Annotated in this window: 14 protein-coding genes; 3 read left to right on the top strand and 11 right to left on the bottom strand. The window is 45.6% G+C overall.

Annotated elements, in window-relative coordinates; all coding sequences use genetic code 11:
• Positions 1 to 16: 16 nt before the first annotated feature.
• From fkpB to murJ, 5 genes are all read right to left on the bottom strand, one after another.
• The gene (fkpB, locus tag KHN79_RS02525) at positions 17 to 448 is read right to left on the bottom strand and encodes an FKBP-type peptidyl-prolyl cis-trans isomerase (RefSeq protein ID WP_182009459.1); all 432 of its coding nucleotides are present in this window, start codon (positions 446 to 448) and stop codon (positions 17 to 19) included.
• A gap of 239 nt (positions 449 to 687) precedes the next feature.
• Entirely contained in the window at positions 688 to 1197 is a 510-nt protein-coding gene (lspA, locus tag KHN79_RS02520; protein ID WP_182009460.1) for a signal peptidase II, read from the bottom strand.
• 83 nt (positions 1198 to 1280) lie between these two features.
• Positions 1281 to 4109 carry an isoleucine--tRNA ligase gene (ileS, locus tag KHN79_RS02515; RefSeq protein ID WP_182009461.1) on the bottom strand — a complete coding sequence of 943 codons (2829 nt, stop codon included), beginning with the start codon at positions 4107 to 4109 and terminating at the stop codon, positions 1281 to 1283.
• A gap of 64 nt (positions 4110 to 4173) precedes the next feature.
• Positions 4174 to 5109 carry a bifunctional riboflavin kinase/FAD synthetase gene (gene ribF, locus KHN79_RS02510; protein ID WP_182009463.1) on the bottom strand — a complete coding sequence of 312 codons (936 nt, stop codon included), beginning with the start codon at positions 5107 to 5109 and terminating at the stop codon, positions 4174 to 4176.
• A 70-nt stretch (positions 5110 to 5179) separates the two neighbouring features.
• Positions 5180 to 6742 carry a murein biosynthesis integral membrane protein MurJ gene (gene murJ / locus KHN79_RS02505; RefSeq protein ID WP_182009465.1) on the bottom strand — a complete coding sequence of 521 codons (1563 nt, stop codon included), beginning with the start codon at positions 6740 to 6742 and terminating at the stop codon, positions 5180 to 5182.
• Between the two features lie 294 nt (positions 6743 to 7036).
• On the opposite strand from murJ, the gene rpsT reads away from it, so the two are divergent.
• Positions 7037 to 7297, top strand: a complete 261-nt coding sequence (gene rpsT, locus KHN79_RS02500) for a 30S ribosomal protein S20 (RefSeq protein ID WP_041156978.1) — start codon at positions 7037 to 7039, stop codon at positions 7295 to 7297.
• A gap of 188 nt (positions 7298 to 7485) precedes the next feature.
• Here the strand turns inward: rpsT and KHN79_RS02495 are convergent, their stop codons facing one another.
• Positions 7486 to 7782, bottom strand: a complete 297-nt coding sequence (locus KHN79_RS02495) for a metalloregulator ArsR/SmtB family transcription factor (RefSeq protein WP_182009467.1) — start codon at positions 7780 to 7782, stop codon at positions 7486 to 7488.
• 273 nt (positions 7783 to 8055) lie between these two features.
• A complete protein-coding gene (nhaR, locus tag KHN79_RS02490) occupies positions 8056 to 8946 on the bottom strand; it encodes a transcriptional activator NhaR (protein WP_182009469.1) in 891 nt (296 codons plus the stop codon).
• Positions 8947 to 9324: 378 nt separating this feature from the next.
• On the opposite strand from nhaR, the gene KHN79_RS02485 reads away from it, so the two are divergent.
• Together KHN79_RS02485 and KHN79_RS02480 are read left to right on the top strand one after the other, a co-directional pair.
• Positions 9325 to 10473: a Na/Pi symporter gene (locus tag KHN79_RS02485; RefSeq protein ID WP_310648665.1), complete on the top strand. Its 1149-nt coding sequence runs from the start codon at positions 9325 to 9327 to the stop codon at positions 10471 to 10473.
• A 181-nt stretch (positions 10474 to 10654) separates the two neighbouring features.
• Positions 10655 to 11812: a flavohemoglobin expression-modulating QEGLA motif protein gene (locus KHN79_RS02480; protein WP_182009471.1), complete on the top strand. Its 1158-nt coding sequence runs from the start codon at positions 10655 to 10657 to the stop codon at positions 11810 to 11812.
• Between the two features lie 64 nt (positions 11813 to 11876).
• Here the strand turns inward: KHN79_RS02480 and KHN79_RS02475 are convergent, their stop codons facing one another.
• The 4 genes from KHN79_RS02475 to ptsP are packed head-to-tail and all read right to left on the bottom strand — an operon-like array spanning position 11877 to position 16639.
• Positions 11877 to 12728 (bottom strand): thymidylate synthase, encoded by an 852-nt coding sequence (locus tag KHN79_RS02475; protein ID WP_182009473.1) that lies wholly within the window; start codon positions 12726 to 12728, stop codon positions 11877 to 11879.
• A 9-nt stretch (positions 12729 to 12737) separates the two neighbouring features.
• Positions 12738 to 13559, bottom strand: a complete 822-nt coding sequence (gene lgt / locus KHN79_RS02470) for a prolipoprotein diacylglyceryl transferase (protein WP_182009475.1) — start codon at positions 13557 to 13559, stop codon at positions 12738 to 12740.
• 35 nt (positions 13560 to 13594) lie between these two features.
• Positions 13595 to 14386 carry a sulfite exporter TauE/SafE family protein gene (locus KHN79_RS02465; RefSeq protein WP_182009476.1) on the bottom strand — a complete coding sequence of 264 codons (792 nt, stop codon included), beginning with the start codon at positions 14384 to 14386 and terminating at the stop codon, positions 13595 to 13597.
• A gap of 6 nt (positions 14387 to 14392) precedes the next feature.
• Positions 14393 to 16639, bottom strand: coding sequence for a phosphoenolpyruvate--protein phosphotransferase (ptsP, locus tag KHN79_RS02460; protein WP_182009478.1), 2247 nt, complete (start codon positions 16637 to 16639; stop codon positions 14393 to 14395).
• Positions 16640 to 16641 lie beyond the last annotated feature (2 nt).

Raw genomic sequence — 16641 nt, 5'->3', positions numbered from 1 at the left:
TCTTAAATTGGGGTTGCTATTCTACTGACAAAATCTCGACTTCGAAAGTCACGTCTTGCCCTGCCAGAGGATGATTGAAGTCAACGGTTACTGAATCACCGGCGATTTCAGTAATAATGCCCGGGATTTCCATACCATCAGGGCCGCTGAATGCCATGATAGTTCCAACCTCAACTTCTGCATCGCCAACGAACTTGGTGCGATCCATATGGTGAATATGATCCGGGTTCGGCATACCAAAAGCATCTTGCGCTTTCAGTTCAATTGCTTTTTTCTCACCTACTGGTAATCCTAATAAGCACTGTTCAAAGTTTTCACTCAGACTACCATCACCCATTACAAATTTAGCTGGCTTACCCATATTATGAGTGCTGTCAGCTACAGAGCCATCTTTCATTTTGATGGTGAAATGCAGCGTTACTGCCGAATCTTGATTTATTGTTGTCACGTTACTGCTTCCTTGAATTCATTATAGTTTTTCTTAGTCTATACCCTAAATAGTTGGAGTTGCGGCTAGGCGACAAGGTAATTCATCCCTATGAGCATAGTGCGCTATGTGATTAGGGGGAATTATCGCAGTCAACAACGCTGCAGCTTCAAATATGACGGGTATACTAAAAAGCGTCGCCGGAATCAACCGACGACGCTTAAGGTTATTCAACTTTTCACAATATATGCTGCCACGATTTACGCTTTCAAAACGTCTTTCTTACGAAAGCCATCAAGAACGATCATCGCAGCACCTACACAGATAGCCATATCTGCAAGGTTGAATGCAGGCCAGTGATAGCTGCCCCAGAAAAAGTCTAAGTAGTCGACCACAAAACCATGTATGACGCGGTCAAATACGTTACCTACCGCACCACCGATAATCATGGCGTAAGCGATGTTATTCCACTTTTCTTTCGCTGGTAACTTGCTCATCCAGTAAGTCAAAAGACCAGTTACTACAAAAGCGATACCGGTAAACAGCCAACGTTGCCAGCCAGCCTGATCACTCAAAAAGCTAAACGCAGCACCGTAGTTATGGACATACAGAAGGTTAAAAAAAGGCAAGATTTCAATACGATTTGCCCAACCATAACCCATGTTGTTCATCACAACGTATTTGATGCCAATATCAGCTAAAAAAATTACTATCGCTAGCCACAGCCAACGTACACCAGATTGTTTTAACGTCAGTGCTTTTTCACTCATTACTTTACCTACAAACAGCCCCAGTAAGTACTGGGGCTGTTAATTTTCTAAAAGTTCTAGAAGAAGCTAATACTCTAAAGTATTTACGCGAATTTGCGCACTTCACCTTCACCATCAACGTTCGACACACAGCGACCACAGATCTTCTCGTGACCCGCAATTGTGCCTACGTCTGGAGTGTGGTGCCAACAACGGTCACACTTCTCAGCTTCTGTTGCTTTCACTTCAACAAACAGACCTTCAATGTCCGTAGCTTGTGCTGCGTCTGACTTCTCGCTTAGTGGCTTCACTGTTGCCGCAGAAGTCAGTAACACGAAGCGTAGCTCATCTTCCAGTTTGTTGATTTTCGCTGCTAGCGCATCGTCAGCAAATAGCGTCAGTTCAGCCTGAAGTGCACCACCGATAGTCTTCTCTGCACGTGCAGCTTCCAGCAGTTTGTTTACTGCACCACGAACTTTCTGGATTTCAGTCCAGAACTCGTTGTTCAGCTCTTCACCTTCCGCAAGATCAAACAGGCCTTCGAACCATTCGCCACAGAATACAAACTTCTCACGCTCACCCGGCATTTCGTTCCAGATTTCATCCGCAGTGAATGACATGATAGGTGCCATCCAGCGAACCAGAGCTTCAACGATGTAGTAAAGCGCAGTCTGACAGCTACGTTGCGCGTGTCCGCCAAGTTTTGCTGTGTACTGACGGTCCTTAATCACGTCTAGGTAGAAAGAGCCCATCTCGATTGAACAGAAGTGCATCAGACGCTGCATTACCGCATGGGTATTGTACTCGCCGTAAGCTTTCACGATCTCTTCTTGTGCTGCGAATGCACGACCCACAGCCCAGCGATCCAAAGCAACCATTTTTTCTGCAGGAACCATGTCAGTTTCAGGGTTGAAACCATTTAGGTTCGCTAGGAAGAAACGCGCTGTGTTACGGATACGACGGTATGCGTCTGCGCTGCGTTTCAGGATTTCATCAGAAACGGCAACTTCACCGGTGTAGTCAGTCGAAGCAACCCATAGACGCAGGATATCTGCACCTAGCTTGTTAGTTACATCTTTTGGCGCAACAACGTTACCGATAGATTTCGACATCTTACGGCCGTGGCCGTCAACAACAAAACCGTGCGTCAGTACTTGCTTGTAAGGCGCTTCGTCTTTCATCGCAATAGATGAGATCAGAGAAGACTGGAACCAGCCACGGTGTTGGTCAGAACCCTCTAGGTATAAGTCTGCGCTGTGGCCGTTGTACTCTTCACGAGCATCAACAACGGAGAAGTGCGTCACACCTGAGTCAAACCATACATCTAGTGTATCCAGTACTTTTTCGTACTGGTTCGCGTCGTCGCCTAGTAGCTCAGCAGCGTCTACGTCCCACCATGCCTGGATGCCTTTCTCTTCCACCAGCTTAGCTACTTTTTCAATTAGCTCTAGCGTGTTTGGATGAAGTTCTGCAGTCTCTTTATGCACGAACAGAGCAATAGGCACACCCCAAGTACGTTGACGCGAGATACACCACTCAGGGCGACCTTCAATCATGCCTTCGATACGGCTTTGACCCCACTCAGGCATCCACTGAACACCTTTGATGGACTCTAGTGCTTTTGCACGTAGACCAGCCTGGTCCATTGAGACAAACCACTGTGGTGTTGCACGGAAAATGATTGGAGTCTTATGACGCCAGCAGTGTGGGTAGCTGTGCTCGTAAGCGTGATGATGTAGTAGCGCGCCTTTTTCTTTTAGCGTTTCAACTACCGCATCGTTGGCTTTAAATACGTGCTGACCAGCGAATAGCTCAGTATCTGGCAGGTAAACGCCGTTTGAGCCTACTGGGTTTGCTACTTCTAGGTTGTATTTATTACCAACCGCAAAGTCTTCTTGACCGTGACCAGGAGCTGTGTGAACCACACCAGTACCTGAGTCAGTTGTAACGTGATCGCCCAGGATCGCCGGTACAGTGAAATCGTAGAATGGGTGTTGGAACTGAGAAAGCTCTAGATCCGCACCTTTGGCAAAACCAAGGTTGTGGAAGTGCTCAATGCCCGCGCGATCCATCACGTCTTTTGCAAGTTCTGCCGCAACGATAATACGCTCAGGTTGCTCACCTTCAACTTGGATAAGTACGTACTCAAGGTCATCACGCAGACACACTGCGCGGTTTGCAGGAAGTGTCCAAGGCGTTGTCGTCCAGATAACAATAGAGATGTCACCTTTACCTTCGTGACCTTCAGTCAGTTCAAATTTAGACAAAAGCTCAGCTTCGTCCGCTGTTTTAAAGCGTACGTCGATAGATGGAGATACTTTATCTTTGTATTCCACTTCTGCTTCAGCCAGCGCGGAACCACAGTCTGTACACCAGTGAACAGGCTTAAAGCCTTTTAGCAGGTGACCTTTGCTCGCGATTTTACCCAGCGCACGAATGATGTTCGCTTCAGTATCGAAATCCATCGTGCGGTATGGTTTATCCCACTCACCCAGGATACCAAGACGCTTGAAGCTCTCTTTCTGACCTTCAACCTGTCCAGCTGCGTATTCGCGACATTTCTCGCGGAATTCTGCTGCCGTTACTTTCTGGCCTGGTTTGCCTACTTTCTTTTCTACCATCAATTCGATTGGCAGACCGTGGCAGTCCCATCCAGGGATGTAAGGTGCGTCAAAACCTGAAAGTGTTTTGGATTTAATAATAATGTCTTTAAGAATCTTGTTCAGTGCGTGACCAATGTGAATGTCACCATTAGCGTAAGGAGGGCCATCGTGCAGTACGAATGACTTTTTGCCTTTTTTAGCTTTACGGATTTCACCGTAAAGATCTTCTTTGTACCAACGCTCAAGCATTTCTGGCTCACGATTAGCCAGGTTGCCGCGCATTGGAAACCCTGTTTCAGGTAAGTTCAGGGTATCTTTATACTCACTCATCGATTCTTAATTCCGTTATATTGGGCGAAAATTAGACATTATATTGAACGGTGGAATAAACCGCTCAACCCTTAAGCTGACGCAGCCACACCCTTGCTGCTTCAGCATCCAATTCGATTTGTTGTTTAAGTGCTTCAAACGACTCAAACTTTTGCTCATCTCGAAGTTTGTGCAAAAGTTCCACTTCTAGTTGCTTGCCATATAAATTGGCATGAAAGTCAAATAAGTGTACTTCTAACTGCTGGCGAACGCCATTTACCGTCGGTCTTTGACCAATGTTAGCCACGCCACCAATCGGCTTATCTTCTAAGCCAAGCACTTGAACAACATAGACTCCGGAAACCGGAGAAACACAGCGTTTCAGAGGAATATTCGCGGTAGGGAAACCAATGGTTCTACCGAGCTTTCTTCCGTGGGAAACACGTCCGCTGATACTGTAGTTTCTTCCCAGCATCTCATGTGCGGAATGCAAGTCATCACGAGCTAAGGCTTCGCGAATCGCGGTACTGCTGACTCGTAATTGTTGCAAACAAAAGCTTCGGGTACTGACGACTTCAAAGCCGTACTTTCTACCCGCTTCTTGTAACATGGCAAAGTTCCCGGTGCGGCCTTTGCCGAAACAGAAATCATCGCCAACGACAAGAAACTTAACACCCAAACGCTCGACCAACAAGTGACGGATAAACTCTTCCGCACTCAGGCTGGCAAAATGGCGATTGAAGTTAACGCACAGTAAACGATCAATGTCGAGTTTGCTTAACTGAACGAACTTGTCGCGCAGCCTTGTCAACCTTGCTGGTGCCTTGTCTTTAGCAAACAGCTCCATAGGCTGGGGCTCAAAGGTCATCACAACCGAAGGTAACGAAAGTTTCCCCGCTTGTTCAGATACTTGTTGCAATACCTGTTGGTGTCCTCTGTGTACACCATCAAAATTGCCAATCGTCAGAACACACCCATAATGACGCGATGTGATATTGTGAATGCCTCTGATCAGTTCCATTGGATACTGCTTTTTGCCTCTGTTTTTACTTTGCACTGTGTGAAACTGACGGATTATATACTAATCAGCCTTACTCTGTCCCAGCTTTTAGGTCTTTTAAGCGCACGCCTGTTAAAAATAGAACAACGAGATAAACCGCAGCCCCCATTGCAATCAGCATTCCCAGCATGCCACTGCGGTATGCAAAACTCCAATCCAGCCAAACGGACATATCTTCCAGTTTCCACAAAATAACAGCGACCATCGCCGCGCCGGCAATAGCCAAACGTGTAATAAAGAAGACAGTGCGTTTGCTAACTTGATAAACACCGGCTAAGTGCAGACCCCGGTAAAGCAATACCATATTAACGAATGCCGATAATGCGGTAGCGATAGCTAAACCTACATAACCATAGAAGTAAGCAAAAATGGCGTTAAAAACCATGTTGGTCGCCATCGCAATAATGCCGTATTTCACCGGCGTTTTAGTATCCTGGCGGGAGTAGTAACCCGGCGCAAGGACCTTTATCAGCATGAAGTTCAGTAAGCCGGATGCGTAAGCAAACAATGAAAGTGATGCCTGATGTACGTCCTGGGGAGAAAACTCACCGCGCATAAATAGCACCATCAGCATTGGCTTGGCTAAGACCATCAAACCCAACATGGCAGGAATACCGAGAAGCGTCACCATGCGCACCCCCCAGTCCATCGTATGGGCAAAGCCTTCACTGTGAGCATCAACGTGCTTACGGGAAAGCGCTGGCAGAATCACTGTCGCAATCGCAATGCCAAACAGCCCAAGCGGGAATTCCAGCAAACGGTCTGAATAATAGAGCCAGCTTATTGAGCCGGTTTGAAGAAAACTGGCAATGAAGGTATCAAACAACAGGTTGATCTGACTGACAGACACGCCAAATAGTGCCGGAATCATCAGGGTTCGGATCTTAACCACACCGGGGTCGCGCCAGCCCCATTTGGGTTTGACCATCACACCTGCTTTTATAAGGAAGGGAATCTGGAACAGGAACTGAACCAGCCCACCTAAGAACACACCTATCGCAAGACCTATCTCAGGCTGTGACATCTGCGGTGAAATAAGCCAGGCGGACAAGATGATCATTACGTTCAGAAAAACGGGCGTAAATGAGGAAACGGCGAACTTACCGAGCGTATTAAGGATTGCACCAGAAAGTGCGACGAAGGTAATAAACCATAAATATGGGAAAGTAATTTTGAGCATCATACTGGCAAGCTCAAATTTCTCGGCTGATGGACCACCATTCATCCAGTCCAGGAACCATCCGAAACCAAACAGTGCGGTCACAACGCCCGAGCCCAGCACCCCCAAAAGCGTCACCACCGAGACTATCACGCCAAGTGTGCCAGCCGCACGGGCGATCAGCTCGCGGGTTTTATCCATATCACCTTGTGCATGGCGCTCGGTCAGTACCGGTACAAATGCTTGTGAGAAAGCACCTTCAGCGAATAAGCGACGTAAAAAATTGGGAATTTTATTCGCAAAGAAGAAGACATCAGCACTTGCCCCTGCTCCCATTAGATTCGCCACGACAACATCACGAACTAAACCCAAAACGCGCGAAATAAGAGTCATCGCACTGACGATCATGCCTGACTTGAGTAGTCGTTTACTCACTGTAACCTCGTAATATCACTATAAGAAAGCCAACCCTATACAGTTAAGCTGGCAATGGCTCTAAATAGACGTCAAAAATATATCCACCTATTGTTAGTTCTGAGTGGATAATTATTAGCATTGGTATAAAAATGCTGTTAGAATCCCCGCCATCTTAACCGCGATGACCTCTCTTACCAAAGTTTGTTTTGGCTTAGAACGGTTTTTGCACAAATCATTTGACATTTAAGCGCAAATGAGGGATATTCCTCGCCCTTAAATTGTCACAGAACTAAGTTTTTGGGAGTTAGACCCTTGGCAAATAGTAAATCTGCTAAGAAGCGCGCTATCCAAGCTGAGAAACGTCGTCAGCACAATGCTAGCCGTCGCTCAATGATGCGTACTTACATGAAGAAAACTGTTGCTGCTATCGAAGCAGGCGACAAAGAAGCTGCAACTGCTGCATTCGCTGTAGTTACACCTATCCTAGACCGCATGGCAACTAAAGGCCTTATTCACAAGAATAAAGCAGCTCGCCATAAGTCTCGTTTCTCTGCACAAATCAAAGCTCTTTAATAGAGTCCTGATTTTACAGTGAAGAAAAAACCGACTTTATGTCGGTTTTTTTATATCTGAAATTCGTGAAAACATGAAAAACGAACACAAAAAAAGCCGGCACAACCAGCTTTTGTCTTTGTCTACTAACAGCACTAAACCATCTTTATAGCTTAGGGCAACACATCAGACTTTATCTCTCACGATAATCAGTTTGCGCAGTAAAGGCCATGAAGGGTTTTAATCAAGGTTTTTACTTCATCACTCTTCAGTGTGTAATACACCGTTTGCGCTTCTTTTCTTGTCACAACGAGTTCATCTCGACGCAACCAAGCAAGGTGCTGCGATAATGCCGACTGGCTAAGTTCAAGCTTTGCACACAACTCCCCGACCGAAAGTTCTTGGTTATGCAGCATACAAAGAATTTGTAAACGTCTCTCATTTGCCATCGCTTTGAGCAACACGACGGCTTTTTCGGAGTTTTTCTCCATGTCTTGTAAATTCATGTGTTGGACCTCTGGCTACAACTTACTTATTCCAACTTGGGCAGCTTGTTGTGTTATAAAACTCGCTGAGACACTCTGACAAATAATGAATGTCTCAATTTTGATAAGTTTAAATTGGGTTAACAGCTCATGCCTTGGATCAAAGTTATCAATTGATTGAACTCGTCAGTAATGACATTCCAGAAAGGTTCTACGACCATTTTCTCAAAGCTGTATAAGTCTCATTTATGTTTTACCCGATAGTAATCTATTTAATTGCGTAACGATATGGATTTATTCAAACATTTGGCTGAAGTCTGCATCACAAACGTTCTTTACCGCGGGATGTTGAATCATACGCTCAGCAAAAATAACATAATACTCTTCTTTCAAATCATTCACGTGACCAATGAGTTGTAACTTACGATCATCTTCAATTTCAGACATGTAAACCGTCGGAGCTAAAAAGATCACGTCATCATGGTAGCGCGCGAATGCCTTCATTAATGCCACATCGTCAAACTCACCTAAAATATCAGCTTGCAAACCTTGTCGATCAAACCACTGGAGTACTTTTCGCCCCATCGCTGTGCGACCAGCCGGGATCAACAATTTTTTCTGTTCGAGGATTTCGGGGAACTTCACTTCATCAATTTCAAAGGAGGCGAAAAAGCTCATGCTGCTTTCCCCAAGCTTCTTGCTGTAAAGACCAGGACTTTGCGTTGAGTCGACAGGACAATCAGATAAAATCATGTCCAGCTTGTGCTGAGATAGTCTTTCTAATAACAGCTCATGGGTCGATTCATAACAGCGTAGATGGATACTGTTATCTTCAGGAACGGTGGTCATCAGTACTTTGCTGACCAGACGCTTTGACAATGCATCCGCCACTCCAACCTCAAACAAGATATTGGAGTGCTGACTGTAGTTCACAATATCCAGCATCTCATAGCTAAGACCAAACATTCGGTCAGCGTACTTGAATACCAACTGTCCGAGTTCCGTGGGCTCTACAGTACGACCATTTCGCTTAGTCAGCTTGCCCTTCATCCGTTCTTCAAAAGCTTTTATCTGTCCCGTGACGGTTTGTGGCGTAAGAAATAATGCATCCGCAGCTTTGGTGACAGAGCCTTGTTTGCATACCATCCAGAAGTAGTACAGATGGTTATAATTTAGATGTGACATGCCATTTCCCCAAATGATGGTGATGTTTTTATACCAAATGTGACAGGGATAAACAATTAACTCGGTAAAACCTTAAAAAACCAATTGAAAACATCAGTTTTACCGAAGTAGTAAGATTCACACTGTCATAAAACTTGATATAAAACGCACTTTTAGCAAATTAACCTCAAAAACCACCATAAAAACAATGAAATTAAAAACCTTAAATTTCAATTAGTTAACTCAAAAAAAACATCCCCACCTCTTTAACTGTCAAAAAGAACAATAAAAAAACCTTACCGTCTCCGATCTGTAATATTACTGAAATATTTCTTCTCTAACATCGCCGGCAGTTTCAACTAAAGACCGAAAAAGAATTGAAAGGTCATGGAGAAAATTATGATGAACCAAGCTACTTCAACAGCGGCACCGATCTCGAGCACGACTCGCTGGTTACGCTGGGCTAACTTGGCATTCATGCTGTACCTGCTTCTTCTAGCAGTATCTATGGTTGGTAGTGGCTTCAAATGGGCAACTGGCGATCAGGCAAAAGTACTGTTTGAATTCGCATCCCACCCTATCGCAGGCCTTATGATCGGTCTGGTAGCTACAGCCCTAATCCAATCCTCTAGTACAGTAACTTCTATTATTGTGGGCTTAGTTGCAGGTGGTCTGCCTGTAGAAACCGCTATTCCAATGGTGATGGGTGCCAATATTGGTACAACAGTCACCAATACACTGGTTTCCCTTGGCCACGTACGTTGTAAAGAAGAATTCAAACGCGCTTTTGCCAGTGCAACCATTCACGATTTCTTTAATCTGCTTGCTGTAGCTATTTTCCTTCCATTGGAGTTGATGTTTGGCTTCCTGGAGAAGATATCTCACTGGCTTGTTTCACCGCTTTTGGCAACTGGTGACATGAGCATCAAAGGCTTTAACTTCATTAAACCAATGACTAAGCCAGTTGTAAGCGCAATTAAAGAGCCACTATCAACATTCGGTGATACTGTTGGCGGCATAATGCTTATCATCCTTGGTATTGCCACCATCTTCGTTGCTATCACTGTAATGGGCAAACTAATGAAGAGCCTGATGGTTGGTCGTGCACGAGACATCCTTAAGAATGCAATTGGTCGTGGCCCTATCCACGGTATCGTTTCAGGCTCAATTGTAACGGTACTTGTACAATCGTCTTCTACGACTACGAGCTTAATGGTTCCGCTAGTAGGTACAGGCGTGCTAAAAGTACGTGATATTTACCCGTTCACACTGGGTGCGAACATCGGTACCTGTATCACGGCTCTATTGGCTGCAACGGCTGTATCTGGTGAGTTCGCGGTATTCGCACTGCAAATTGCACTGGTTCACTTAGTATTCAACATCTCTGCGACACTGTTTATCTTTGGTATCCCGTTCCTGCGTGAACTGCCTCTGAAAGGTGCAGAAATGATTTCAGAAATGGCAATCAAGAACAAAGCTGTTGTTGGTGGCTACCTTATGTCTGTATTCGTTATTTTGCCAGGTGCAATACTGGCTCTGACAGCATAATAATAAAGCACCATCGCTTATTTTCAGGCTCCACTATGTGGAGCCTTTTTTTGTTTTGTCCCAGCTGTAATAACTGCTCAAATTTAAACTGTGCTGAACAATAAATATTTGTTGTTCAGAATACATGCTCGGTGATACTTTGAATCACATCAATAAGTGTTCTGTTTGGTATTACCTTTACATGGAGTTAAACAGTATGGCTCAGGCTAGCGAACCCATTTCCGAGCAACTACTGGCAATAGACGAAACCCTGACCCAGTTGGTTAGTGATATAGACATTCTCAGCAGTGTAAACCCTCTCAACTACGCTCATGAAAGAGAGAGGTTCATCAGCAACAAATACTCCCAGGAGCCGAATTTTGAATATCAAAAACCATCTTTTGATATTCATCAGTCTAAGCGTCGTCTGTATGAACTGCCTTTAGAAGAGATCCAGGATACACAGTTGCAAAAGCTCTATGCAGACGTGATTCAGTCTTATGTTGATAAGCTCGATCAAGTCGATACTATCGGAACACAGGACTTTCTGTATAACTCACTGCGTTATTACGGAGAGCCGAGCGCTAAAGATATTGCTAACGCCCTGTTCATTTTGCACCTGCCGACAGAAGAAGAAAGCAGACCAGAGCATGACAGCCATTCTATCGCTCGATATATGGAGCACTTCGCACAAAGCAACGGCTACGAATGTGAAATACAAGTACTTGATGGAATGTTAGCGAATGCTCTTGTTTCCGGTTCACGAGTAAAGATAAACAGTGCTGCTTACATCAGCAACGATGAACTGGCAGCATTAGCACACCATGAGTTAGGCGTGCATTTGCTGACAACCTTAAACGGGCGCAGACAGCCCCTGAATGTCCTTAGCTTAGGCTGCCCTGCCAACACTAACACCCAAGAAGGTTTGGCGATTTTGTGTGAATATCTGTCCGGACATTTCAGCATCAAGCGATTACGAACATTGGCGCTGCGTGTTCTTGCTGTGGAGTCGATGATTAAAGAACGGGATTTTCGCCATACATTCCGGTTACTGAAAGAGCATTATCATGCCTCTGACATCCAGGCTTTCACTATCACCTCACGCGTATACCGCGGTGGCGGCCTGACGAAAGATTACCTGTATCTGCGTGGTTTTCGAGAGGTGCTCAACGCTTATGATCAGTTAGGGGACGATTTCTTTTTGTTGTTATGCGGAAAAACAGAGCTCAAGTACTTTGATTTAATTCGCTCACTGGTTAATAAGGGGATCTTTACCAGACCCGAACTAATTAGCCCAGCACTGTCCAAACCGCAACAAACAAACCCGATACACCGTTATATTGTCAGTGCGCTGAAATAATTCCCAAAAGCAAAAAAAAAAGCTCCATATGGAGCTTTTTTCATATCATGACGACCAAGCCTGACTATACAGAGAATGGATAACGAATTGCGTCGTGGTACTCGTAACCTTCCACCCAGAAATCGTCCAACGTTACCCAAGTCTCCAGATCTTCCAGGGATTTGATCTCAGGGTTGATATGGAAAGTTGGCGCATTTAGCGGTTCACGTTTAAGTTGCACGTCACGCATCAGCTCAAGCTGGTCTTCATAGATGTGTGCATTGACAATCTTGTGGTACGCCTGCCCCGGTTTCTTACCCGTAATCTGAGCCATGATCGCCAAGAAAACATACACCTGAACCATATTGAAGTTCAGACCAAGAGGTACATCACAGGAACGCTGAGTGCTGTTGAGGTACAGGGTATCACCCAAGAGCGAGAAATGGTGGCTGTACATGCAAGGACGTAAACAGCCCATATGAAATTCACCCGGGTTGTAGAAGTTCAAGATCTCACCACGATCGTCGACACCACGGCTTAAGTCATCAACGATCTTGCGCAGCTGATCGATGTGGCCGCCATCCGGCTTAGCCCAGGCTCTCCCCTGAACCCCGTAGACACGCCCCATGTCGTCTTCCCCTTTGCGGTAAGGGTTATTCAGCCAGGCGTCATTCTGGTTGGCATTCGCATCCCAGGTTTTAGTACCCAACTTGCGAAAATCTTCCGCGTTATCGTAGCCACGAATGTACCCTAATAGCTCCGCGACGGCTGCTTTCCAGAAACTCTTACGTGTAGTAACAAGCGGGAATTGATTGTTCGCAACATCGTAAGTTAAATCAGCATTGATAACCGTCAGACAACGCTTACCTGTACGCTCATTTTCAATCCACTCACCCTGTTCAACGATTCGTCGACACAAATCTAAATACTGTTTCACACCAATTCCTTACTTCGTCTGTTGTGGTAATTCGTCTTTGTAGCGACCGCGCTTGTATGCCCAAACCATCATCAGAATACCGATAATAACCATAGGCAGTGACAAAATTTGCCCCATAGATATAAAGCCGCCAAATAAACCTAAATGCGCATCGGGCTCACGTACATACTCGACAAGGAAACGGAATGTACCATATCCGGCTAAAAATAGCCCTGACACCGAACCAAGCGGACGCGGCTTTTTAATGAACCAGTTTAAGATAAAGAACAATACGACACCTTCCAGTGCCATCTCATACAACTGAGAAGGGTGACGAGGTAAAGGGCCGCCATTCGGGAACACAATCGCCCAGGGTACGTCCGTCACTCGTCCCCAAAGCTCACTGTTCATGAAGTTACCCAAACGCCCCATGCCTAAGCCAAAAGGAACAAGTGGTGCAATAAAGTCCGCTACACCAAAGAAAGTACGGCCGTTTTTGCGTGCGTACCAGAACATGGCAGTGATTACGCCCAGTAAGCCACCGTGGAATGACATTCCACCTGTCCACACTTTAAAAAGATACAAAGGATCGGCTAAGAACAACTCAAAGTTGTAGAACAGCACATAACCAACTCGTCCTCCGATGACAACACCAAGGAAACCGGCAAACAATAGGTCTGACACTTGCTCCCGAGTCCAGCCACTACCCGGTTTGTCTGCACGTCGGTTTGCCAGCCATAAGGCAAATATAAAACCGACCAGGTACATCAGGCCGTACCAGCGAATAGAAACCGGGCCAATCGAAATCAAAACCGGATCGATATTGGGAAATTCAATGTATCCCTGAGACATAAATCATTCTCTTCTTAATTACAGATGGATGGAGATTACAGCAGCATTGTTGCAGCCACAAAAATCAAAAATGCTGAAAAGACTTTTTTAAGGACGGTTGTTGGCAGTTTGACCGCTAATCTAGCACCAAACTTGGTCGTCAGCATTGAAGTCATAGCAATCGCAAGCAGAGCAGGAAGATAAACGTACCCGACACTGTACGGTGGTAAATTTTCTGCCTGATAGCCATGTAAGATAAAACCGAGCATCCCTGAAACAGCGATCACACAGCCGCAAACCGAGGAGGAGCCTACTGCTTTTCGCATTTCAATGCCATGTCTATTAAGGAAAGGGACGGACAGCGAGCCACCACCAATACCGGCAAGACTGGATACCACACCAATTCCCGCACCACACATCATTGTCACCGGGCTGCTTGGCATCGGCTTGGTCTTTCGCGCTTTAATTGAACGGAACATCTGTACAGAGAGCAGGAGAACAATCACACCAAAGACTTTCGGCAGGTAATGCGTAGGAATCAGTTCAGCCAAACTGGCTCCCACAAAACCACCTACCACGACTCCCGGCATCAGCCATTTAAGCACAAACATATCGACATTACCCAGTCTGAGATGATGCATCGCAGAAGAACCCGAGGTAATGATGATGCTCGCCAATGAGGTAGCTAACGCCATGTGCATGCTGATTTCCGGTTCGATTCCGGCAAGAGGGAGAATATATAACAATGCGGGAACGACAATGAGTCCGCCACCGATACCGAGTAAGCCCGCCATCAGGCCAACAAATGCACCTAATGCAAGCAATAACAGAAATAAAAGGACTGTCACGACTACCTACTTCTTACCTGCCCGGATAAAGCCAGCAAATCCTTGTTGGATAAAGAAATCATGCATCATCTGATGGATTTCCTGTCCGTATGAAAGTGTCATCGCTTGTTCCGCTAATTTTTTTAGTTCTTGTTGCTGGCTGTGACGAATCAAATACTTCACCTTAGCCACGTTAGACGTGTTCATACTCAAACAGGTATATCCCAGGCCCAGTAATAATAGTGAACCAAACGGATCTCCGGCTAGTTCTCCACAAATACAGACAGGTACCTGATATTGTTTACACACATCATGAATTTGCTTCAGTGCCAGTAAGACAGCCGGATGCATTGACTCATAGACATCTGAAACACGAGAATTGTTCCGGTCTACCGCCAATAGATACTGGGTTAAGTCATTGGTACCAACCGAAACAAAGTCAACACGATGAGCAATGGTAGGCAGTAAATATACCATGGAAGGTACTTCGATCATGACCCCGACTTTCGGCACCTTAATGCGGTCATCGATTAATACCGCCTCGCTGTAAGCCTGATTGATCAGCGTCATCGCATCATCCAGCTCTTTCACACCGGAGATCATTGGCAGCAAAATACTTAAGTTACCACTCTCTGCACTCGCTCTTAACATTGCGCGCAGCTGGATTAAAAAGATATCTGGGTGATCCAGGGTAAAACGGATCCCTCGCCACCCCAAAAATGGATTATCTTCATCAATCGGCAGATACGGCAGCGGCTTGTCACCACCAATATCCAGTGTACGCATGACGACGCGTTGGTTTGAATAACTGTTCAGTATCGCTTGGTACTGATGATACTGCTCATCTTCGGAAGGAAAGTGATGCTGAAGTAAAAAAGCAATTTCAGTCCGGTACAAACCCACCCCATCAACACCAGTATTAATTGCGATATTGCTATCGGCACTCAGGCCAGCATTGAGCATGACTTCAACCTGATGGTTGTCCTGGGTGATAGCAGGAAGTGCGAGATCTTTGTTCACCATCGCAGCCAGTTCAGATTCTTCACTGACTAAACTGCGGTACTCACGCAACAGCTGACGGTTAGGCTCAAGGAAGATCTCCCCTGTATAGCCATCAACGATACCAGTCTTGCCATTGATAACTTCAGTATTGAGGTTTGCTCCCATAATTGCAGGCACACCCAGCGCTCTAGATAAAATCGCTGCATGGGAGTTTACCCCACCTTCTAGGGAGACCACCGCCAACAGAAACTTTTTAGGGATGGAAGCCAATAAGGTCGCGGTCAGCTCGTTCGCCACCATAATCACCGGACGATCTATCGCGGCGTTTTCTTGTTCACTGTTGTGTAAGAAATAGAGCAGCCTTTGTCCCAGCTCTCTGATATCCTGCGCACGCTCACGCATGTAGACATCTGACATTCGCGCAAACCGGTTTGAATACGATTCAACAACCTGACGCAGAGCCCAGTCCGCTCTGTCACCTTTCTCTATTTGTTTTTTCAGATCCCCGCGCAGCATAGGATCGTTCAGCAAGTGAGTGAAAAGATCAAAAATAGCTAACGCGTCTTTATTGATTTCACTATCCAGCTTTTTACGCATCCGGCGAAAATCATTTAATGCCCGCTCAATCGCCACCAGCAGGAGTTCATACTCGCGCTCAATGTCTAATGTCGAAGCAGGAAATACATCGGATAAACTAGGCTGTGTGTTATCGAACCAAAACTCGCCGATAGCCACACCAGTAGATGCAGGTAATCCTTTGAGAAGGGTTGGCTTTGACGCCAGTTGCCAGTGCCCAAGATTCTGCGCATGGGCAATCAACACCGCTAACTGTGCTGATAGAGTAACCAGAAATGACTCTTCCATTTCACTGAACAAGCGCGGTGTTTTTTGCTGAATAACCAACACGCCCAGGACTTGTTTGCGGTGAATAATCGGAGTAGCGAGAAAAGAGTGAAAAACTTGTTCGCCGAGTTGAGGAAAGAACTTGTATTCGGGATGTTTTGAGGCTTCAGCAAGATTAAGCGGCTCTGCACTGCGTTTAACCAAGCCCACTAAGCCTTCATTGAAGTTGATATGGATACTATCCCCTTCAAAAGTCAGACCTTGAGTCGCCATTAACTCAAGGCGCTGCATTTCTTCGTTAGCAAGATAGATCGTACAACACTCTGTTCTAAGGGCAGCACAAGTCTCTTTAACCAATATATCGAGCGCCAAATGGACATCGTCGACTCTGGAGACTTTTTCTACTATTTCCCTTAGCTGGCTGAGCATAA

It is taken from the genome of Vibrio sp. B1FLJ16, from assembly GCF_905175385.1.
Classification (GTDB): Bacteria; Pseudomonadota; Gammaproteobacteria; order Enterobacterales; family Vibrionaceae; genus Vibrio.
Note: the sequence above shows the minus strand (reverse complement) of the source record. Positions and strands in the feature narration are given on the sequence as shown.